This is a genomic window from Methylophaga sp. F7 (genome assembly GCF_056863975.1).
Genome location: NZ_CM166511.1, coordinates 77946 through 99701, shown reverse-complemented (window position 1 = coordinate 99701; position 21756 = coordinate 77946). Strand labels below are relative to the sequence as shown.

Annotated in this window: 20 protein-coding genes, 1 tRNA gene and 3 pseudogenes; 8 read left to right on the top strand and 16 right to left on the bottom strand. The window is 45.7% G+C overall.

Going from position 1 to position 21756, the window contains the following annotated elements:
- Nucleotides 1-4 precede the first annotated feature (4 nt).
- From AC08OG_RS00495 to AC08OG_RS00480, 4 genes are all read left to right on the top strand, one after another.
- Nucleotides 5-430, top strand: coding sequence for an MgtC/SapB family protein (locus tag AC08OG_RS00495; protein WP_292358566.1), 426 nt, complete (start codon nt 5-7; stop codon nt 428-430).
- Nucleotides 431-653: 223 nt separating this feature from the next.
- Nucleotides 654-1079, top strand: coding sequence for a plastocyanin/azurin family copper-binding protein (locus AC08OG_RS00490; RefSeq protein WP_292358565.1), 426 nt, complete (start codon nt 654-656; stop codon nt 1077-1079).
- Nucleotides 1080-1238: 159 nt separating this feature from the next.
- Nucleotides 1239-1619, top strand: coding sequence for a DUF6746 family protein (locus AC08OG_RS00485; protein WP_292358564.1), 381 nt, complete (start codon nt 1239-1241; stop codon nt 1617-1619).
- A gap of 78 nt (nt 1620-1697) precedes the next feature.
- Nucleotides 1698-2039: a hypothetical protein gene (locus AC08OG_RS00480; RefSeq protein ID WP_292358563.1), complete on the top strand. Its 342-nt coding sequence runs from the start codon at nt 1698-1700 to the stop codon at nt 2037-2039.
- Nucleotides 2040-2219: 180 nt separating this feature from the next.
- On the opposite strand, the gene AC08OG_RS00475 is transcribed toward AC08OG_RS00480, so the two are convergent.
- Complete coding sequence (locus tag AC08OG_RS00475; RefSeq protein WP_292358561.1) at nt 2220-4388, bottom strand: TonB-dependent receptor family protein; 2169 nt, start codon at nt 4386-4388, stop codon at nt 2220-2222.
- Between the two features lie 587 nt (nt 4389-4975).
- On the opposite strand from AC08OG_RS00475, the gene AC08OG_RS00470 reads away from it, so the two are divergent.
- Together AC08OG_RS00470 and AC08OG_RS00465 are read left to right on the top strand one after the other, a co-directional pair.
- Nucleotides 4976-5713 carry a plastocyanin/azurin family copper-binding protein gene (locus AC08OG_RS00470; RefSeq protein ID WP_482929857.1) on the top strand — a complete coding sequence of 246 codons (738 nt, stop codon included), beginning with the start codon at nt 4976-4978 and terminating at the stop codon, nt 5711-5713.
- Nucleotides 5714-6036: 323 nt separating this feature from the next.
- Nucleotides 6037-6113, top strand: a tRNA-Asp gene (locus AC08OG_RS00465).
- A 437-nt stretch (nt 6114-6550) separates the two neighbouring features.
- On the opposite strand, the gene AC08OG_RS00460 is transcribed toward AC08OG_RS00465, so the two are convergent.
- From AC08OG_RS00460 to AC08OG_RS00390, 15 genes and pseudogenes are all read right to left on the bottom strand, one after another.
- Nucleotides 6551-7315, bottom strand: coding sequence for an HAD family hydrolase (locus AC08OG_RS00460; protein ID WP_292358556.1), 765 nt, complete (start codon nt 7313-7315; stop codon nt 6551-6553).
- Complete coding sequence (locus tag AC08OG_RS00455; protein WP_292358554.1) at nt 7315-7491, bottom strand: DUF3012 domain-containing protein; 177 nt, start codon at nt 7489-7491, stop codon at nt 7315-7317. Before AC08OG_RS00455 ends, AC08OG_RS00460 begins: the two co-directional genes overlap by 1 nt.
- A gap of 19 nt (nt 7492-7510) precedes the next feature.
- Nucleotides 7511-8794 (bottom strand): dihydroorotase, encoded by a 1284-nt coding sequence (locus AC08OG_RS00450; RefSeq protein ID WP_292358553.1) that lies wholly within the window; start codon nt 8792-8794, stop codon nt 7511-7513.
- Nucleotides 8791-9764, bottom strand: a pseudogene (locus AC08OG_RS00445) (aspartate carbamoyltransferase catalytic subunit). Before AC08OG_RS00445 ends, AC08OG_RS00450 begins: the two are co-directional and overlap by 4 nt.
- Nucleotides 9754-10284, bottom strand: coding sequence for a bifunctional pyr operon transcriptional regulator/uracil phosphoribosyltransferase PyrR (pyrR, locus tag AC08OG_RS00440; RefSeq protein ID WP_292358550.1), 531 nt, complete (start codon nt 10282-10284; stop codon nt 9754-9756). The pseudogene AC08OG_RS00445 and the gene pyrR overlap by 11 nt, the downstream one beginning before the upstream one ends.
- Entirely contained in the window at nt 10281-10700 is a 420-nt protein-coding gene (ruvX, locus tag AC08OG_RS00435) for a Holliday junction resolvase RuvX (RefSeq protein ID WP_292358548.1), read from the bottom strand. The genes pyrR and ruvX overlap by 4 nt, the downstream gene beginning before the upstream one ends.
- The gene (locus AC08OG_RS00430; RefSeq protein WP_292358546.1) at nt 10697-11254 is read right to left on the bottom strand and encodes a YqgE/AlgH family protein; all 558 of its coding nucleotides are present in this window, start codon (nt 11252-11254) and stop codon (nt 10697-10699) included. Before AC08OG_RS00430 ends, ruvX begins: the two co-directional genes overlap by 4 nt.
- 3 nt (nt 11255-11257) lie before the next feature.
- Nucleotides 11258-12630: pseudogene (gene trkA / locus AC08OG_RS00425) on the bottom strand (Trk system potassium transporter TrkA).
- 9 nt (nt 12631-12639) lie between these two features.
- Entirely contained in the window at nt 12640-13914 is a 1275-nt protein-coding gene (locus AC08OG_RS00420; protein ID WP_292358542.1) for a sigma-54-dependent transcriptional regulator, read from the bottom strand.
- A 2-nt stretch (nt 13915-13916) separates the two neighbouring features.
- Nucleotides 13917-16076 carry an ATP-binding protein gene (locus tag AC08OG_RS00415; protein WP_292358540.1) on the bottom strand — a complete coding sequence of 720 codons (2160 nt, stop codon included), beginning with the start codon at nt 16074-16076 and terminating at the stop codon, nt 13917-13919.
- Nucleotides 16061-16642, bottom strand: a complete 582-nt coding sequence (locus AC08OG_RS00410) for a DUF4390 domain-containing protein (protein ID WP_292358538.1) — start codon at nt 16640-16642, stop codon at nt 16061-16063. Before AC08OG_RS00410 ends, AC08OG_RS00415 begins: the two co-directional genes overlap by 16 nt.
- The gene (rsmB, locus tag AC08OG_RS00405; RefSeq protein ID WP_292358537.1) at nt 16620-17927 is read right to left on the bottom strand and encodes a 16S rRNA (cytosine(967)-C(5))-methyltransferase RsmB; all 1308 of its coding nucleotides are present in this window, start codon (nt 17925-17927) and stop codon (nt 16620-16622) included. Before rsmB ends, AC08OG_RS00410 begins: the two co-directional genes overlap by 23 nt.
- Nucleotides 17920-18852 (bottom strand): methionyl-tRNA formyltransferase, encoded by a 933-nt coding sequence (gene fmt / locus AC08OG_RS00400; protein WP_292358536.1) that lies wholly within the window; start codon nt 18850-18852, stop codon nt 17920-17922. Before fmt ends, rsmB begins: the two co-directional genes overlap by 8 nt.
- An 8-nt stretch (nt 18853-18860) precedes the next feature.
- Entirely contained in the window at nt 18861-19364 is a 504-nt protein-coding gene (gene def, locus AC08OG_RS00395; protein WP_292358535.1) for a peptide deformylase, read from the bottom strand.
- Nucleotides 19365-19401: 37 nt separating this feature from the next.
- Nucleotides 19402-19719 carry a c-type cytochrome gene (locus AC08OG_RS00390; protein WP_292358533.1) on the bottom strand — a complete coding sequence of 106 codons (318 nt, stop codon included), beginning with the start codon at nt 19717-19719 and terminating at the stop codon, nt 19402-19404.
- Nucleotides 19720-19906: 187 nt separating this feature from the next.
- Between AC08OG_RS00390 and AC08OG_RS00385 the strand changes: the two genes are divergently transcribed.
- Together AC08OG_RS00385 and dprA are read left to right on the top strand one after the other, a co-directional pair.
- Nucleotides 19907-20938, top strand: a complete 1032-nt coding sequence (locus AC08OG_RS00385) for a LysM peptidoglycan-binding domain-containing protein (protein ID WP_414673343.1) — start codon at nt 19907-19909, stop codon at nt 20936-20938.
- Nucleotides 20913-21754: pseudogene (gene dprA / locus AC08OG_RS00380) on the top strand (DNA-processing protein DprA); the annotation flags it as partial. The gene AC08OG_RS00385 and the pseudogene dprA, both read left to right, overlap by 26 nt.
- Nucleotides 21755-21756 lie beyond the last annotated feature (2 nt).

The window sequence follows — 21756 nt, the reverse complement described above, 5'->3', positions numbered from 1 at the left end:
TTGTATGGAACTTAACTTGGCACTCATCTGGTATCACTCATATCAACTGGGAATCGCTTTTCTGTTAGCGTTGCCAATAGCCTTGAACAGGGAATATAAAGCCCGAGGGGCTGGTATGCGTACCTATCCATTAGTCAGTATTGCCTGCTGCGCCTTCATGTTGGTCGCCAGAGATGTCTATGAAGGCGACGCCGCTGAAGCCAGGGTGATGTACGGCATTATCACTGGTATGGGGTTTATTGGTGGTGGTGCTATTATGAAAAATAATAGCGGGGTGAGTGGTACGGCAAGTGCAGCTGGAATCTGGTTAACAGGGGCAATTGGTCTATCCGTCGCCTATGCCCGTTATGAGATTGCCATTGTTTTAACATTAATGGGATTTCTGATCTTTCAGGTTGTTAGTTTTTTTAAACATGGAGATAAAACATAAAGCCGGGAAGGCTTCCTTGGGGGAGGGTTAACCACTAAGATAACAACCACAGTGATTAACTCAAGTTAATGCGTCATTTATCACCACCATCCAACATAAAAATCATGGGTCTTTTGCTGGAACTATAGCAAATTGATCCCTGTCAGCATATTAATGTTAGGGATGTTTTCCCTAAGCAATTTCGTTGCTCTATATTTGATTCGATGTCTGAACAGGAGGCACTATGCCTAATATGAAATTTGCATTACAGACCATTCCCGTCCTTTTCCTATTTCTATGCCAGTCTGCATTTGCAGAGAAGCATGTGGTCACAGCTATTGGCATGAAGTATGAGCCCATGGTAGTGAAAATTGCCCCAGGTGATACGGTTTATTGGGAAAATATGCCTACCCATAATGTGGAAACCATAGAAGGCCTTGTACCGGAAGGAACAGAAAAAATAAACACCCCTTTGGGCGAAAACTACCAGCATACTTTTGAAAAAGAAGGCATCTATGTGTATATCTGTACTCCTCATATTGGGGCTGGTATGGGCGGTGCAGTCATTGTTGGAGAGCCAACAAACCTGGAGGAAATAAAGGCTGCGGATGTTACCGGTGGTCTTGGCAGAGTTGTCAGAAAAACTATCTCCGAAGCCGAATCAATGTAAACGCTTCAATCAGCGTCCTACATAAAACCTCTCGTTGTTGGTAACGAGAGGTTTTTTTATGCCCCTTGATATTGAAATATTTACCCCTATCTACTGTTGATAACGTTTATCGTTATTATTTGTTAACCATTCTTAATTATTTGATAGAGGCCTGCCTATATGAAAGTGATGAATTATCTTGCCGCTGCGGCGCTCAGTTTTGGTGTTGCTACAATGGCGAAAGCGGAAACAGTTGAGCATTTCGAAGGGAAAAACGCAGAATCACTGGAGGAGGCTGTAACAAATTTTAAACTTTATAATCAACGGCTTGAGAGTTTACTCAAAAAAGACTCAATGTCAGCTGATGATGTGACCAAAGTCCATGAACTGACCTATACCCTGGAAAATGCTTTGGCGAAAATTAACGATGAGCTGGGCAAGTTAGCGGTAACACTTGAAGAAGTCCATCTGGCCTCGGAAAAATATGATGCTGATGCGGTTCGGGATCACGGTGATGCTTATATGGAGGTTATTAATACCATCAGTAAAATGGGTCAATAAGAATCGGCAAATAGGAACCGAGCTTCATAAGAGCAGTCTGAACAATTATCTTTAATTTTGATGTTCAGAGAAGACGATATGAAAGCCCATTACGCCGCTATATGTAGCTTGTTGTTATCAGGAAATGTTATTGCTGAGCATGAGAATTATCAGCAATGTATATTTGATGAATCACTGAAGGCTGAACTTGAAGTTTCTGGTCAACCGATAACAAGCTATTGCACTATGCGGTTTTTTGATACTGCGCCAACGGCATTTCAGGCGCTGGTGCTACTTGATAATCTTGAAGATATGAAACAACGCGATCCCAAGTTTAAAGCCTTTTATGACACGGTTCGCAACAGTGGCTCAAACGATATCTATACGGATAGGCAAATCGTGTTGATGTATATCGATAAACGCGAAGTTCAAAAAGACTGATTCAAAACAGCAAATCAATCAAAGCCCACTTCAACGTGGGTTTTTTTTGTAAAAAAAAGCCCGCCTAAGGCGGGCTTGTCGGTAATGGTCATACAGAAACAGCAAATCTGGGAGAAATGGCTGTTTTATTACATATTTAAAACATGTTCTGCATACCTTCTCCGTCAACGTTGAAGCCGATTAAAAGTTGTAGGTAATACCACCGTAGTAAAGACGCTCACGACCCACTAACTTACCTTCGTTACGGCTGGCCAAGTACTCTTTATCAAACAGGTTTTCAACACCGGTAAATAACGTTACACCCGTATTAGGCACGCGGTAATTTACCGTAGCGTTCCAAACGGTAAAGCTTGGAATAGTTCCTTGAAGACCGCTAACATCTTCGACGCGAGTATTCCCATCATCAACAAATTGTTTGCTGACATGCTGTACTCCGATTCTCGCATTCACACCGCTTTGATGTTCATAGCCAAGATCAATGTTTAACAGGTGTTCAGGTGCATATTGCATTCTGTTACCGTTAATTGTTGGATCTGGACCATCTTCATATTCGGCTGTCCAAAGATTGGTATACGCACCTGACAAATAGATATTATTCGTCCAGCCATAAATGTCACCGAAATCAACACGACCCGCTACTTCAATACCGGTTTGTTTGCTGTCACCGCTGTTGTCAAAGGTGTCACCAAAATCAATCAAGGTATTTTGGATATCATTGTGGAACAATGCTGTTTTAAAGCTTATTCCCTTGAAATACGTGCTACGTACACCAACCTCATACAAGGTACTTTCTTCTGGTTCTGCCCGGCCGCCATCTTCGCTAAATTCACGATCTGCTCGTGCCGGTGCGATACCTTTATGAACACCTGCAAAGACAGTTGTGTTAGCAATACCATTCCAGGCTACGCCAAAGCTGGGGAGGAACTCTGTATAGGAGAGGCTTTCACGACTTTCTTGAACGCCACCTTCAAAGAACTTTTCGCTGGTGCGAACATCTTCTACTCGGAAACCAGGAGTGAAAGACCAATTACCAACATAGGTGGTATTTTGCATGTAATAAGACAAGGCATTGGTTTTGATAAAGGCTTCTTCAACATCACCTGGGTTATTCGCTAGCGCCAAATCATAGTCTTCACGCTCAGCAACACTTTGTGACAGGATTTCCTGACGATGGACATTTTCTTCGTGATAACGCACACCAAAGATGGTGTCATGGTCAAGGCCAAACAGACTGAATGACAAATCACCTCGAGTTTCTAATCCTCGAGTGTAATACTGGCGTGGTGCATGGCGACCGGCGCATTGACTAGCATCTACGTCACCAGCCAGGACACCTTCCCCACCTTGACCCGGACAATTTCTGAATACGGAAGTAATATTGCCGTTACTATTTAGATCTCCGTCTTCATTCTCTTCAGTACTACGCAGACCATTGCGGAAGGTATCGGTGTAATAAGCTTGAGAAGTTAGCTTAAAACTATCATTCACTTCGAAAATATGTTGTAACTGAACGACATCGCGATCTTGCTCCCATTCATCATTTTCAATAGATGGGTGAGAATAAGGGTCTTGATCGTATTCAAAGGGGGTTAAATAGGCCTCAGTTGAATTGCGACGGTCACGAGTGTGAACTAACTTTAAAGCAAGGGTTTGACGGTCGGTAATATCCAGCTCGCCTTTAAAACGGTAGTCTTTAACATCAAACTCAGCATCGTCATAAACTCCGTCACCTTTGTTCTGATTGAAATCGAACATCACTCCGCCGATTTCATTCCCAAAACCAACGCTGCCATTTAACATACGATAACCTTGATTACCAAAAGCAGAAGTGACACTTCCTTCGACTTCACCATTACGAGGAACCGGGTTAGTCACAAAGTTCACCGCACCACCTAAAGTCTGAGGTCCATAAAGAATTTGACCGGCTCCTTTAATTACCTCAATACGATTAACTGCTTGAGAGGGGGTGGTGTAGTGCACAACCGGATCAGCATAGGGTGCCAGTTGTAAATGCATACCATCTTCCATAATCATTGCTTTGGCGCTACGACGCGGATTCTGCCCACGGATACCAATGTTTGTATCAAACCCCATGCTTCCGTCAGCAACAACATTGATGCCTGGTATTGTTCTCATTCTTTCCAGATTAGATATTGGGCGACGTTCTTCCAGATATTCTTCATCGATTATATCGAATGATCCGGGAACAGCTTCTAGACGATCCGGCAAGATTCCTGTAACAGTCATTTTGCCCGTATCAACAGTATCTTCCTCAGCCAGAACGGCATAAGGCATCAGCATCAGCGATGACATTATCGCGGTGCTAATAATTTTTGGTTTTAATTTCATTTCTCTCTCCTGAACGTAAAAAGCCCGTGCAGGCTAGCTCTACGCTGATGGGCTTGATATAGGAAAAACTCCCAAAACATGTTCGAGGAAAGGTTCTAACAAGGTGTTTTAAGTCGTAGCAAAGACAGCGACTCTGCAGGTGGTTTAAATCAACCACTTTTGCTGGAAAATAGTTTTAGCGATTGTTTAGTTTTATCATGAGAAAAATCGCAGTCATTTAAGGGTGTGGTTGTAATGGTTCATCCATATGGCTGTATACAAGCATTTCTAAAAGTTCTTGTTTAAAACGATTGAATTCGAAAAAAATGTTGTTTAAATACAACTAAACAGGGTTTTTTGTTCGTTTTAGTAAACAGGTTTAGGGAGTTTGCGCACGAATTTTTAGGAGAAATGCCTTTTTCTTGCCTTCTACTACACGTTCTTAACCAATCTAAAGATCGAAATGTATGGCAGCCTTTAGACATAAACCCAAATCAGCCTGGTTACTGAATAAAAATTGTCTTAGGTCAAATAACAGCACATATTTGCTTATAAATAGCGTTGTGGTGATGGTATGATCGAAATAAATTTATCAATTGGAGAGTCCAATGCGTCATTCCCGTTCAATTATTACTGCCGCCATTATCATTGCCATAGCGGTTTTTGTGGTGGCAATCGTTTCATCCTTTATTTCCGGAACCAGTGAGCATTACGATCGCCCAAGCTCTCCAAAAGAAGTACTGGAAAAAATGTCTGAAGCCGTAGAGGCCACGGATGAAACTGCTCAAATTGAAGAACCTGCCCAGACCAGTGAAGAAGTTTCTCAGGTAGCTCAACAAGAAGCGGATGCTTTGGAAAGCAATACTCAGGAAGCGGTGCTTGAAGATACAAATGAAGTGGTTGAGTCGGCCATTGAAACGGCTAAGGAAACCAGTCAGAGTGTAAGTGACCGTGCCAATCAAGCGATTGCTGCGGCAGAAAACACGGCAGCTGAGGGACGGGCTGAGGCAGAAGCAATACTGGCTGAAGTTGAAAAAGAAGCGGGTATTGCCGAAGAGCCTGCAGAGGTTGAACCTGCAACAGCGGAATCTAAAAATCATACCGTCACAGCCCAGGGATTAATTTATAACCCGCTGGTGGTGACAATTGCGCCGGGCGACAGCGTTTCCTGGACTAATATGAGCACACATGACACTCAAGCAATTGAAGGGCTGGTTCCTGAGGGCACTGAACTTTGGCACTCACCGATGAGTGAAAATTACACTCGTACTTTTACTCAGGAAGGTATCTATGTCTATAAATGCACACCGCATTTTGGTGCAGGTATGGGGGGGCAATTATCGTAGGTGAACCCGTCAATCTGGAACAGATTAAAAATGCTGGCGCCAAGGGTGCAGCAAAACGTCTGGTCAATAAAGCGGTACAAGCTGCTGAAGCTATGTAAATAGGATTCCCCCGCGAGCTGATGATAGAAGCTCCCGGGGGATTTTTTTGTCTGTTATTTATCGCCAGCGCTGAATTTGTTCAATCATTAAAATCGTTTAATGGCCATTAATTCAGATAGTTAGTGAGGAATGCTGGTTTTTTTCTGTTGAAGACTAACACCTTTTGAATTTTTACTGTATTCTTGCACGCTTCCTGACCGGTTGTATGTAAACCATCAGGTCGCGGAGCGGTAGTTCAGTTGGTTAGAATGCTGGCCTGTCACGCCGGAGGTCGCGGGTTCGAGTCCCGTCCGCTCCGCCATTTTTTTGGTAGACCTTTCCCTCATAGTTAGTGCTGCCTGGTTATCAAGTTTGTTTCAATTAATAAAGCGAAACAGGTGATACCAGGATAACCAGTGAAACTTACCATCCGACGCTCGTTTCCACGCTATAACTATCATTACCAATATAAATCTGCTCAAACTTCAGAAAAATTGTTTGTAGTAGAAATCCCCCCCCATCAAACTAGCTGGCCACTATTATTGGCCGGAATCAGTATATCCACAGATCAACCTACCCCGGGTATGTATGAGCAAATTTCTATCTGATGATATAACGCGTTATCGATGTGATAGATGGATGGCTGACAGCATTTTATTAGGCTAATGGCTCAAATGAATTACACACGGATGCCTTTTAAGTGGCCTCAAGCAATGTCAGTTATTTGCGTCACTATAATGGATGACAATACGTTTTATATCAGCAGTATTTCAAGTCAGACAAAGAGGGTGTTTCCAAGGTGTTTATTCGTGGATGCTGCCGGGCAGCTTGCATGTCATGAGTGGTGTTATACCCCCAGTTAGCCAAATATAACTGGATAGTGGATAGCGATGGAGTGTGGATAACATCCAATAGGGTAGGCAGACGATCTTCAATAAATAAAATGGTTGTTTGAGGGTGTGATTGTTGCAAGTCGTTGAGGATTTGCGGTTTTTTCAATTTACGATCTAATCCGTAAATATGCGTCGGGATAATGTCTACCTGGTTTGCCTGAAGAATGGCCCGAACGAAACGTTCCTGCTTGGTAGTAATAATAAAAAGCTGGGACAATGGAATCTGCTGCAGCAGTTTGTCGATACCCGTATAAAGCGGGTTCATTTTTATCCAACCCGAAAAATCATTTTCAATCCAGTTATCCCTGTACTCGCCGAAGCGTTTTTTCAATTCTGTGGTATCAAGCTGATCTCGAGATAAAATAGCGTCTATTTGTCTGGAAAAGTCTGACATTAAAAGGTCGGGGTTTAATCCTTCAAATAACAGCCGACAAATTAAGATGGCTTCAAAACCGGTTTCCATAACCGGTCGGACATAGCGAAAATCAATCATGATTTGCTCAGGCAAATCTTTAGGCATGTCGTGCCAGAGTTGCGTTGCGACTTGCCAGCCAGTTATACCGGTTTCAATCGCGCTATCACAAATTACCCCGTCAAAATCCAGAGCATATAATTTATTTTCTGTCACCATCAAAGAAGACAATGCTCCGCATAGGCACCGGCTTCATTTGCGGTCCAGTCGCCTTTGGGTTTCTCTTTCATATGTACACACCACTCATCCGAGCCGACCTCGGGAGTACAGGCTGAGAGGGCTATGGTTAATGCCATCAGGCCAAGAAATCGGAAACAATAACGGATAATAGTCATTTTGAAGACTCCGGGAGGGTTAGTTAGGCTCGCGTTGATAAACGACTTTACCCTGAAACAGGGTATGGCTGACCTGATGTTGGAACAACCAGCCGCCAAACGGACTGTTTTTGCCTGCACTGATAAAAGCTGATGGCAGGCAGTCATATTGCACATCCGGGTCAATAATACAGATATCTGCACTGGCACCGGCTTTGAGCTGTCCAGCGTCAATACCCAGAATAGCTGCGGGTTGGCAGGTCAGACTGGCGATAGCCTGATGCAGGCTGATTTCATCATCTTCCACTAATTTAAGGGTAAGAGGTAGCAGGGTTTCCAGCGCTGAAAGCCCTGGCGTCGTTTCTGCAAATGGACCCAGTTTGGCATCCGCATCCAACGGTTGATGATGAGAAGAGACTGCCTGGATAACACCATCGCGCAGGCCTTGTTTTAGCTGTTCCCGATCCCGTACACCTCGTAAAGGTGGCATCACATGACTGAAACTATCGTAATTACCCAGGTCATGTTCACAAAGATGTAAGTGGTGGGCGCTGACATCGGCAGTGACAGGTAGCCCCCGATCCTGTGCTTCACGAATCAGTTTAACCGCTTTACCTGTAGATAAACTATGAAAGTGAGCGCGTACTCCGGTTTGTTCGATTAGAATCAAATCACGGCTCACGGCGATGGTTTCTGCACTTTCCGGAATACCGGATAACCCCAGCCGGGCACTGACAGTACCTTCATGTACACACCCCTGTTTCTGCAACCAGGCATCAGCTGCATTGATAAACACCGTTAAATCCAGCGTGGCGGCATATTCAAGTGCACGCCTCCAGACTACGGTATTTTTAATCTCGGTTACGCCGTTGCTGACACCGACACAGCCAGCCGCTTTTAAAGCAGCCATCTCAGCCAGTAGTTCACCATTAAGTTTTTGGGTCAATGCGCCCACCGTCAACACCATGGTACGGCCGGCTTTCTTGGCACGATCTTCTATCAATTCCACCACTGCCGGATTATCTATAACCGGATCTGTGTCAGGGGGAACGGCGAGTGTGGTGATGCCACCAGCTACCGCAGCACGTGTTTCACTTTCAATTGTTGCCGTGTGTTCCTGGCCGGGTTCACGTAGCCGTGCACTTAGATCCACAAGGCCTGGACAGACAATTTTGTTATACGCATCAATTTCAATATCGGCATCAAACCCTGCCAAATCTTCTGCTATGGCAACAATTTTTCCGTCTTCAATATAGATATTGTGATCAATATCCAGCTGGCTGGCAGGGTCAATGACGCGACCATTTAGAATACAAATCTTCATTCTTCGATCTCTGCCTGTTCTGATTGACTGGCCAGCGCCATCGACATTACCGCCATACGGATAGCTATGCCGTGGGTTACCTGCTCCAGGATGACGGATTGCGGCCCATCAGCAACCGATGATGCTATTTCTACGCCTCGATTAATGGGGCCGGGATGCATAACAATGGCATCCGGTTTGGCATATTTGAGTTTTTCTTCCGTTAGTCCGTAACAGCGGAAATATTCTCGTGCGCTGGGTAATAACGCTCCTTGCATACGTTCCAGTTGCAGGCGCAGGGTTATCACCACATCGACCCCTTCAAGGCCACTTTCCATATCGTGATAAACATGTACGCCAAGGGTCTGACTTTCTCTTGGCAATAAAGTCTGTGGACCAATAACGCGGATTTCACCAACCCCAAGTGTTGCTAAAGCCTGAATCTGCGAACGTGCCACACGCGAATGCAGAATATCGCCAATTATCGCCACGCGTAAATTGGCAAAATCCTGTTTGTGGCGGCGGATGGTAAACATATCCAGCATGGCTTGGGTGGGGTGAGCATGGCAACCGTCGCCAGCATTAATTACGCTGACATGTGGCGCCACATGCTGTGCAATAAACTCGGCCGCACCACTTTGATTATGGCGAACCACAAACATATCAGTGTGCATGGCTTCAAGATTATGCAGGGTGTCAAGCAGGCTTTCGCCTTTGGAGGTGGCTGATGTGTTGATATTAAAATTCATCACATCGGCTGAAAGTCTTTTGGCGGCCAGTTCGAAAGTAGAACGGGTACGTGTACTGTTTTCAAAAAACAGATTGATAATGGTTTTGCCGCGTAACAGTGGTACTTTTTTACCTGGCGGTGGCTGATTCCGGAGAACTGTTCAGCCCGATCCATAATTTCGGTTAATAAAGGGCGTTTCAGACCTTCAATGGTCAGAAAATGTCTTAGCTGGCCGCTCTCTGTCAGTTGGTTACTCGGCATTAAGTGCTCCAGCTGCACGGATCTCCAGTTGTAAGCCATCTTTATTGCGCAATTTCAGATGTTGATTACGCGGCAAAATGACGGAGGCGCCAACAATATCCGGGCGAATCGGTAATTCGCGGCCATTTCGCTCGATCAGCACCGCTAATGTGACACTCGCAGGGCGGCCATAATCAAAAATTTCATTCAGCGCCGCGCGGGTAGTGCGGCCACTGTAAAAAATATCATCCACCAGAACCAGATGACGATTATCGACTTCAAAAGGCAGATCGGATGGAGACACTTGGGGGTGCATGCCAATACGTGTGAAATCATCACGATAATAGGCAATATTCAATGTACCCAGCGGGGCATCAAAAAAGTCTTCTCCTAGAATGTTCTGCAATGCTTTTGCTACCCAGACCCCGCCGGTATGAATCCCCACCAGCAACGGGTCTTTATCCGCAAGTTCTTCGCGTATGGTTTCAGCCATCTCTTCGAGCAGGTTCTGAATTTCTGCTGATGTTTTGGGCATTGTCATTGTTGGTCCAGCCATGATTGAAGAATAATTTGAGCCGAGAGTTTATCGACATCACTACGTTTGTCGGTCTGCATTTTACTGCGTATTCCCATTTGGTCGAGCGCTTCGAATGTGGTTAAACGCTCATCCTGCCAGACCACTGGGATATTAAAACGATTGTTCATCCGATTGCCAAATTTTCTGGCAGCAGCAGTCATTAATTGTTCGGTGCCATCCATATTCAGCGGTAAGCCCACAACGATAAGTCCGGGCTGCCATTCAGCCACTATTTTAGCGATATCATCCCAATCTGGAATCCCGTCCCGAGCCGATAAAGCAGCGATGCCTCTGGCGGTATGGGTTAAATGATGTCCAACCGCGACACCTATACTCTTCATACCAAAGTCAAAGCCGAGAATATTTTTCTCGGTACTCATGCATGACCTGTTGTATTAGACATCAGATTAATATCAATGCCCAGTAATTTTGCTGCCGCCTGCCAGCGCTCTTCAGCAGGTGTTTCATAAAGCAGTTCCGGGGTTGCCTGAACAGTAAGCCAGCTGTTATCGGCTATTTCCTGTTCCAGTTGACCGGCTTCCCAGGCAGCATATCCCAGCGTCACAATCGAATGAGGTGGGCCATTCTCGGTGCCTAATGATTCCAGGATATCGCTGGAAGTGGTTAAAAATGTTTCATCAGTAATCTTCAGCGTGTTTTTCCACTTTTCACCACCATCATGCACTACCATGCCCTGATCTTTCTGTACTGGCCCGCCAAACAAAACGGCTGTTTTAATCGCCCATTCAGAATTGTTGGTAATCTGCAGATGATTAAGCAGTTCCTGCATCATGATTCGGGTTGGACGATTAATAATCAGCCCCATCGCGCCTTCTTCGTCGTGTTCACACAAATAAATTACCGAATGATAGAAAAAACTGTCTATCAGCGTGGGCATGGCGATGAGAAAATGATGTTTAAGTGAGTAAGACATAAATTAAAAGAAAGTGAATCCTACCTGGAATAAACGCTCTACCTCTTTGATATAACGTTTATTGGTTAAAAACAGAATCACATGATCTTCTGCTTCAACCAAGGTATTGCGATGCGCAATAATCACTTCCTCCCCACGAACAATTGCCCCGATAGAAGTGCCTGGTGGCAAGTCAATTTCATCAATGCGTCGTCCCACCACCATCGATGAGCTTTTATCGCCATGAGCAATGGCCTCCAAAGCTTCAGCAGCCCCACGACGCAATGAATGCACCGCCACAATATCACCACGACGAATATGCGCCAGCAAACTGCCGATAGTGGCTTGTTGGGGGGACAGGGCGATATCGATGGTACCGCTTTCTACCAGATCCACATAAGCAGCACGATTAATCAGCGACAGCACTTTGCGAGCCCCCAGACGCTTGGCCAGCATGGCTGAAAGGATATTCGCCTCGTCATCATTGGTCAGGGCACAGAACAAATCCACATTGTCGATTTCTTCTTCGCGGAGCAATTCTTCATTGGCCACATCGCCAAGCAGAACGATACTTTTTGATAACTCTTCTGATAAATAATCGGCTCGGGCACTATTGGCTTCGATGATTTTGATTTGATAATCATGCTCCAGCGCTCGGGCCAATCTTATTCCGATATTGCCACCGCCGGCCAACATAATCCTTTTATAAGGTTTTTCCAGCCGCCGCAATTCAGCCATCACCGAGCGGATATCTTTGCTGGCTGCGATAAAAAAACTTCATCATCTGCTTCGATAACCGTTTCAGCTTCCGGCAGAATAGCTTTACCATTACGAAAAATAGCGGCGACCCGGGTTTCGGTTTTGGGAATATGTTTACGTAATTCGCGTAGGGGATTACCCACTAATGGCCCGCCATGGAAAGCTCTCACCGCTACCAGCTGAACCAGTCCATCGGCAAAATCCAGCACCTGTAAGGCATTCGGGTGGCTGATTAATCTTTCAATATAATCAGTCACCAGTTGTTCAGGGCTGATTAATACATCAATGGCAATGGCTTCGTTACTGAATAATTCAGGTTTGGTGAGGTATTCCGGCGTACGGATCCGGGCAATTTTGGTGGGTGTGTTATACAGCGTATGACAAATCTGGCAGGCCACCATATTGGTTTCGTCACTATTAGTGACTGCCAGCACCAAATCGGCATCTGCTGCACCAGCCCGTTCCAGCACATCAGGATGTGAGGCAAGTCCCTGTACCGTTCGAATATCGTAATGATCCTGAAGTTTATGAAGGCTATTGGCATCGGTATCGACCAGGGTAATGTCGTCATCTTCCCGAGCAAGGGTGGCAGCAACTGAAGCGCCAACCTGTCCGGCACCGAGGATCAGAATCTTCATTACAAACCCTTATACTTGTTTACTATCAATGCCTAGTGCTCGAAGTTTTCGGTAAAGATGGGTGCGTTCCATGCCAGCTAATTTAGCGGCTTTTCCCACATTGCCATCGGTTTCCTGCAGTTTTTGCAGCAGATATATTCGTTCAAACTGTTCGCGTGCTTCGCGTAAAGGCTGGTCAAAATTGATACCGGTGACATCATCCGCTTGAGGTGGCTGCTCTGACTGCAGTGCGGTTTCCACATCATCGACGTCAATATCATCGGAATCACCCAAAACCAGCAATCGCTGGATAACGTTTTTCAGTTCGAGCACATTGCCCGGCCAGGCATAATTGCGGAGACGATTTTGTGCGGCGACAGTAAAACGACGATAAGGCAGATCGGCCTGGGTGGTTTGCTGATCGACAAAAAAGTGTACCAGTTCGGGAATGTCCTCAACGTGATCACGTAAAGCAGGTAGTTGCAAAGTGATGGTATTGAGCTGATAAAACAAACCTTCACTGAAGTCGCCGCGGGCGATGAATTTATCAAGGCCCAACTGGGTAGCACAGATCAACTGACACTCTTTTAATCTGCCGCTTTCCAGTAAATGCTGCAGCAAGGCCTGAGCTTCATCACTGAGTAAGGCGACATCATTGATATACAGCGTATTGTTTTTGGCCAGTGAAATTAGTTTGTGACTGTCTGGTGGAAAACTTTCCGGACTAACCTCAATAAATTTGCCATTGTTGTACAGGCCCAGTCTATGCAGATAATAAGCAAAACAGTGTTTACCAGTACCGCCTTCGCCAATCAGCAGAATAGGCATTTCGTGTCCGGCAATGCGTTCAGCCTGTTCACGAAGCTGAGTCATTTTGGCACTTTTACCGACGGGTTCTAATGCAAACTCATGACGCTGGGCGGCCTGTTTTGCTCGATTTTCAATGGCTAATTCAACCGCACGAAGCAGTTTGGCCATGGATAATGGTTTTTCAATAAAATCGCTGGCACCTGAGCGGGTGGCTTCGACAGCGGTTTCAATGGTGCCATGGCCGGACATCATCACAATAGTGACGCCAGTGTTCTGTTGTTTGAATTCCTTAAGCAGTGTAATTCCGTCAACATCGGGCATCCAGATATCCAGCAAGACCAGTTGAGGCTGTTTCTGGGTAAAGACAAGACGCGCTTCTTCACCATTGCTTGCGGTGATTACCCGGTAGGCTTCGTCTTCAAGAATATCTTTAATGAGTTCACGAATATCGGGCTCATCATCGACAACTAAAATCAGTGGTTTTTCGTTGCTCACGCCTAGTCTTCCTCCAGTGGTAGCCGGATTATTATACCTGCTCCTTCGGGGTTAAGGTTTTCTGCCCAGACATCCCCGCCATGTTCTTCAATGATTTTTTTGACAATCGCCAGTCCCAGCCCGGTTCCTTTGGTTTTGGTGGTTGCATAAGGCTCAAACAATTTGTCCACCATGTTTTGTGGAAGCCCCGGTCCCTGATCATTGAAAGTGATTTCCAGCCATGGCATATGCTGCTGCACAATAATGTGGTAACTAATGGCTATATCTACAGGTTTACCGGCTTCTTCACTGGCTTCAATGGCATTTTTTAACAGATTATGAAATACCTGCCGCATGCGGTTTTTATCAAGTTTTATACGAATGTCTGTTGGACTGTTCAATAAAATAAATTGATGGTTGGAATGACTCTGGTAAAGGGTTAGTACTTCCCTTAGCAATTCACCAATTGACACCGTTTCAAACTGTAAACCCGGGCTGCGGGCATAGTCGGAAAATTCATTGACCATATCTTTCATGGCCTCAACCTGCTGCACGATAGTATCAGTGAGCTTCTGTAATGTCTCGGTTTGATCCGGTGGCACCAATGACGCGTATTTATGTTGTAAACGTTCAGCAGATAACTGAATGGGAGTAAGTGGATTTTTAATTTCATGTGCCAGGCGTCTGGCAACTTCGCCCCAGGCGGCATTTCGCTGTGCCTGTAACAGGGCTGTGATGTCATCAAATACAATCACCCAGCCGGTTTGACCGGGCAGGGGGGTACCATGACACATTAAGGTTTGACGACCTTTGGTTTGCTGCAGCTCTATCTGTTGTTGCCAGGCGACGGACTTGAAGGTGTAATTTTGAATCAGTAAGGCAAAGCTATGCAGATTGTCATTAAGCTTGGCCAGAGCATCTAAAGAGCTTTCCAGTCTTTGCTGTAAATTGACGCCCAGGATCTGACTGCTGGCCAAATTGGCGGTGCGTAGGTACAGATCATTATCAATGGTAATAACCCCGCTTGATAGGCTGCCCAATACAGTGGTCAGATAACTGGTCTGTTGTTCCAGTAAGCGATGGCTTCTGTCTGAGGCATTTCTGGCTTGTGTCAGGCGTTGGGTCATCTGGTTGAAAGAGCGTACCAGAAAACCGATTTCATCATGACCTGAGGCGGTAAGTTGCATATTGTAATTCCCTGAGGCAACAGCCTGAGTCCCTTCTGCCAGTTCCTGCAAGGGTTGAACCATACGTCGAGAGATCCATACCGCAAACCAGATTGAGGCGAGCATGGTCAGGAAAACTATCAGGCTCAACGTCAAGGTAAATATGGTCACTAACGGTTTGCGTAAATAGCTCAGCTCTTTATAGTCGGTATAGGCATCCTGAACATTTTTGCCCAATGAACTCAAATGGTCATTGACCGGAAAAGCCACATGTAAATAGCGTTCTTCGGCGAGAATGGATTTTCGTGGCAACATTACCGCTGCACGTAATTGCAGTTCATCATTAGCTGCCGGATCCAGACCTATATAGTCTTCACCTTGTTGCAGACGACGTACGATAGATTCATCAGGCGCATTGGGGATAATAATGGCCGGATTTTCAATGCTGGAGACTACCAGTCGACCTTGCATATTCCAGATACTGATTTCCAGTGCACCACTTAGTTGCACCAGTTCTCGCAGGCTATTGGTGAGTCGTGCGTCCGGTAGTTCTGATAATACACCGGCCATCATTCGTGTCTGACGGAGTAAGGTACGCATACGAATACCAAATGCGCTACGACTCAGTTCCAGTGAGTCCTCCAAAGCCTGTTCGACTTTTACATCAAACCAGCTATTGATGCCACGTTGCAGAAAATGTACGGAGAACCCGTAAACAATACTGGTAGACCCAACGATCAGCAGCACAAACAAGCTGACCAGTTTCAGTGTGAGGCGGGAGCCAGGCGCTTTGCGTTTGAAGTCACGGTAAAGTCGATATAACCCCCGGGCCAGGATCCCGGCCAGTAACAGCAGGCAGACTAGCCCCAGGCCAAAAATATAAAGAAATAAATCACTGAGACGAGAGGTGTCCTGGGTAGCCGCACTGAGCATGTAGGCCAATATTAATAATAATAAAGCCAGTGAAAAATACGGTGCAGTTCCCGAGCTGAGACCTCTTATTAATTGGAAGGCCATGCCACCTCATACCAATCGCTGGCTAAATCCCATTTATTTGACAGAAACGCTCCAGGCCGCATAGGCGAAGGCAGCGCGTTTAAATCAATCTGACTGCGAACTCTTAGAGTCAGGTCACTGGTATCTAGCGTATGTTGTGGTGGCAGACTGAAATCTTTAATCTCTCCCATGGCGCTTAATGCACTTTCCATGGTCGTAAAATTGCGATGCGTTTTGGTGTCCATGGAATGTAAGAGATATTGCTGAGACAAGTCGTGATAACGCAATACATAGCGTATTTCATTGGACCAGATATTACTCTGCCATTGCCACCATTCTCCCAGTACCGGATAACTTCTGATTAGCTGGATTTCCTGTACAAAGGTAATTGGCACTCCATTATAGAGGGCTTCTTTAACCCGGGCATTTAACGGGTAGCTGATAGAAGCATTCAATAGATAACCGTTGCCTGCCGGAGAGGTGCGTGCCTGTTCTATGTAAAATGTCTCAGCCTGTACGGTTTGCACAGAGACAAACAGCAACAAAAAAAACGCCAGAAGACGTTTAACGGTGACGTAGGCAGGCATAATAGAAACCATCCAGATGGTTATCTCCCGGTAGCAATTGATAGCCGAAGCTTACTCTTCGAGCTGGAGCCCGGGATGGAAGCTGCTCCATTGCCTCGGGCTGGCGTTGCAAAAATGCTTCTATCTGTAGTTCATTTTCCTGCTTCAAAGCAGAACAAGTGGTGTAAATTAACAAGCCATCCGGTTTCAGTAATGGCCATAAATTATCCAGCAATGCTTGCTGCTGTCTGACCAACTGTTCGATATCTTCTGCTTTTCGAAGCAGTTTTATATCCGGATGCCGTCTGATAACACCACTGCCAGTACATGGCGCATCAATCAATATACGGTCAAATTGTTCACCATTCCACCAGTTTTGTGGATTGCTGGCATCCGCTGCGAGACAATTTGCCGATAAATTCAATCGTGACAGATTTTCCTCAACCTGCTTGAGCCGCTCCTGACTGATATCCACAGCGATAACTTCATTATTTGGAAATCTTTCCAGAATATGACAGGTTTTTCCACCCGGTGCCGAACAGGCATCGAGAATGCGCTGGTTTGGTTGTAAATCAAGTAAATCAACTACTTGTTGCGCGGCACCATCCTGCACAGAAACCGCACCTTCTACAAAACCTGGCAAAGCAAATACATCACAGGCTTGTTGCAGCAAGATCCCTTGAGGACAGTTTTCAATCGCGATGCCAGGAATGGTGGCTTTTTCTAATAACTCCAGATATTCCGACTGGGAATATTCCCGGCTGTTAACCCGAAGCATCATCGGCGGTTGCTGATTGTTGGCCGACAAAATGTCTTGCCACAAATCTGGCCAGTCAGCCTGATATTTTTCAATCAGCCAGGCTGGATGAGCATATTCCGTCACTGTTTGTTCAGCCAGGGTTTCTTCCAATGTTTTCTGCTGGCGCTGATAATTTCGCAGACAGGCATTGATTAATCCGCTTGCCCATTGTTTGTTCAAGCGTTTACTGGCGTTAACCGTTTCTGACAGGGCGGCATGATCAGGTATGCGTAACGAGCGAAGCTGATATATACCCACCAGAAGCAAAGCCTGAACATCAGCATCTTTCGTTTTTAACGGTTTGGAAAGTAATTGCTGAAGGATGCTTTCAAGAGCAAAAAACCAACGGATTACACCATAGGTTAATTGCTGAAACAGGGGGCGTTGAGTTTCATCCAGTCGTTTACTGATATCTACAAAAGCGGTGTTTAATGATTGGCCTTGTATTACCCTCTGTATGACTAAAGCGGCGGCACTGCGTGGGCATAATAAATTACTTTTAGCCAAAATAGTCGCCTGCTTTTAAGGGATGCGCATTCAGAAAGTCATTGGTTGGCACGGCCTTTTTACCAGGTGCCTGGAGCGATAATAAGCGAATGACGCCATCCCCGGTTGCAACATCAATTCCCTGACGGTCTGCCTGGATAATGGTACCTGGTTTCATAGCATGGTTTTGTGAATCAACAACGGATGCCTGCCAGATCCGCAGCATTTTGTTTTGCCAGAGGGTTTGGGCAACCGGCCAGGAATTAAACGCGCGGATTTGCCTATCAATTTGCTGTGCTGATTGTGACCAGTCAATATTAGCTTCAGCTTTCAAGAGTTTAGAGGCATAGCAGCTTTCTCTGTCGTCTTGTGGAATAGCCTGAGATTGTAATTCCTCAAAGTTATTCAATGTTTCCAGCAGGGTGTTGGCACCCAGCAATGCCAGTTTGTCATGCAGTTGTTCGCCAGTATCATTTGCTTCTACGGCTATTTCTGCACGTTTGATAACCGGTCCGGTATCCAGTCCGGCTTCCATTTGCATAATACAAACACCGGTTTGTTTATCCCCAGCCAGGATGGCACGTTGAATCGGAGCGGCACCACGCCAGCGTGGTAACAGGGAGGCATGAACATTAATGCAGCCCAGTCGGGGAGTGTCCAAAACACTTTGTGGTAACAATAACCCATAGGCTACTACAATCATTAAGTCTGCCTGATAACTGGCAAGGGTAGCTCGATCGGCTTCAGCTTTGAAATTGAGTGGTTGTTCAACCGGGATATGGTGTTGTAAAGCAAGTTGCTTAACCGGGCTGGCAGTCAGTTTCCGACCTCTGCCAGCCGGACGATCCGGTTGTGAATAGACGGCGCAAATTTCATGTTCCGTTGTCAGTAGAGCCGCCAGCGTGGTTGCTGCAAAGTCCGGAGTGCCGGCAAAAATGATGCGCATGGATGTCCTTATAATTTTTGTTTCTGGTGTTTCTCCAGCCGTTTTTTGATGCGTTGACGTTTGAGATTACTAAGATAATCAACAAACAGTTTGCCTTCCAGATGATCGATTTCATGCTGAATACAGGTTGCCAGAATACCATCGGCATCCATTTCAAACGGTTCGCCTTGCAGATTCAATGCACGGACGCGGATCGTGTCAGCGCGGGTAACTGTTTCATAAGCTTCCGGTACCGAAAGACAGCCCTCTTCAAATTCACGTTCGCCTTCGGTTTCAATTAACTCGGGGTTAATCAAAAACAGCGGGCTGGTTTTATCTTCAGAAACATCGATAACAATTAACCGTTTCTGTTGATTAACCTGAGTGGCAGCAAGGCCAATGCCCGGAGCATCGTACATGGTTTCCAGCATATCATTTGCCAGCTGGCGGATTTCATCCGTTACCTTTTCAATAGGCTTCGCTTTCAGACGTAGCCTGGGATCGGGGAAGTGCAATATATTCAGTTGAGCCATTTCAGTACCTGCTATAAATCATTTCACCAGCAGTCAGTTATTTCAAACTTGAGTAATATGCTGCGAGGTTGGCGATATCTTCGTCTGACAAGTTATTCGCCTGCATCTGCATGATAGCGGCCATACCACCCTGGCGTTGCTTATCACGATAAGCTTTAAGCGCTGACACTAAATACTCAGCATTCTGTCCAGCGAGATTCGGATAAACTGGCATAATTGCGATGCCTTCAGCACCATGACAGGTTGAACAGACGGCGGACTTTGCCTTTCCGGCAGCAATATCGCCTTCAGCAATAGCCAGGGAATTCATCATAACGGCAGCAATGCCGATAATAAAACACAACGTTAATTTCATGCTGTTCTCCGTCAAGTAAGTTGGTATTGCCAGACTGAAAAAGTTTAACCAGTCGAGATATCGACACATTATAAACCAAGTTTGTTGCTGGATTACTTGATTAGTGTAATCGCTTATTAGACACTATGAGCCGTTGCTGTCTGTCCAGGGATAATGGCTGCCCTGTAGCGTCCATGAGGATTTTATGATGATACGTCACATCTGTTTAGGTTTCTTCGCCCTGTTGATGAGTGCTTCAGTGCTTGCAAATGAGGTGGCCCTTAATCCTGATCATCCGGATCGTTATGTGGTCGTTAAAGGCGATACACTTTGGGATATATCAGCCAAATTTCTGCAATACCCCTGGCACTGGCCTGAAATCTGGCAGGTAAATCCTCAGGTTGAAAACCCTCATCTTATCTATCCTGGCGATGAATTAACGCTGGTATATCGTGATGGTCGGCCAGTACTCAAGCTAAGCCGTGGACAGCAGACTTACAAACTTTCACCAGAAATGCGTGAAATTCGAATGGATGAAGCCATCCATACCATTCCTTTATCAATTATCCGACCTTTTCTGACGAAACCTCGAGTAGTCGGTGCTGAAGTTCTTGACGCTGCCCCCTATGTTGTTGCCACTTCTGATGAAAGATTATTGTCTGGAGCCGGCGATATTGTTTATGCCAAAGGTATTATTGATCCTGAGCAAAATGAATTTAATGTGTTCCGTGGCGGTAAGATTTATTTTGATCCCAATACCGGCGAAGAGCTCGGCGTTGAAGCTATATATACAGGCGATGCTGTGGTGAAAGAGCCCGGAGAGGTTTCCACGCTGGGGTTAACCTATACCAATCGTGAAGTGATGGTGGGAGATAGGTTGTTGCCTGTGGAAGAAGAGGATTTTGAACTTAACTTCATTCCCCGTGCGCCATCACAACCAATGGATGGCATGATTATTTCGGTATTTGACGGTGTATCGCAGGTGGGTCAGTATCAGATCATTGTGCTAAATCTCGGTACACTTGATGGTCTGGAAAGTGGCCATGTTCTTTCCGTATATAAAGCGGGTAAAACCATACGTGATGCCGTCAGCGAAGATCGTAAAGCGATGGTGACACTGCCTGATGTGCACGCCGGGGAGGCTTTGGTATTCAAGCTTTATGAAAAGGTAAGTTATGCGATTGTGATGAAAGCAACTACCTCCATGCACCTTTTTGACAAGGTGCGTTCTGCAGAATAAAGGAAACAGTTTGCATAGATTTTCTGCTTCGCAACTGTCTCTGGCATGTCAGCTGGCTCTGCAACGTATTCCCGGTGTAGGGCCAGCCACTTTTAACAAACTGCTACAGCAAGTTCATCAACCAGCTGATATTTTTCAAGCGCCAAGCTTATTAAAAGATGTTGATCCAAAAATTGTCTCGGCGCTACAAACGCCAGATTGGGAGCAGGTTGAGCGAGATTTGGAATGGCTATCAGCTGATAATCGCCATGTCATCGATCAACAACATCATCTTTATCCAGAGTTGCTTCAACAAATACCTGATCCTCCGGCTTTATTGTATGTTCAGGGGGATATCAATCTGCTTAACAACTGGCAGTTGGCGATTGTGGGTAGTCGTAACCCGACCGCTTCAGGCAGCGACACAGCATTTGAATTCGCGCGATACCTGGCTCAGGGCGATATTGTCATTACCAGTGGTTTGGCCACGGGTATTGATGCTGCCGCTCATAAAGGCGCTCTGGCAGCATCTGGCAAAACAATCGCGGTGATTGGTACCGGTTTGGATCGAGTGTATCCAGCATCACACAGAAATTTGGCACATCACATCGCCGAAGGGGGGCGATTGTTTCTGAATTTCCATTAGGCACTTCACCCAAAGCGGAAAACTTTCCTCGCCGTAACCGTATTATAAGTGGTTTGAGCCTTGGCACTTTGGTCGTGGAGGCGGCAGTGAAAAGTGGCTCATTGATTACGGCCAGAATGGCTATGGAACAGAGTCGTGAAGTGTTTGCTATTCCTGGATCAATTCATAATCCATTATCCCGGGGCTGTCATCA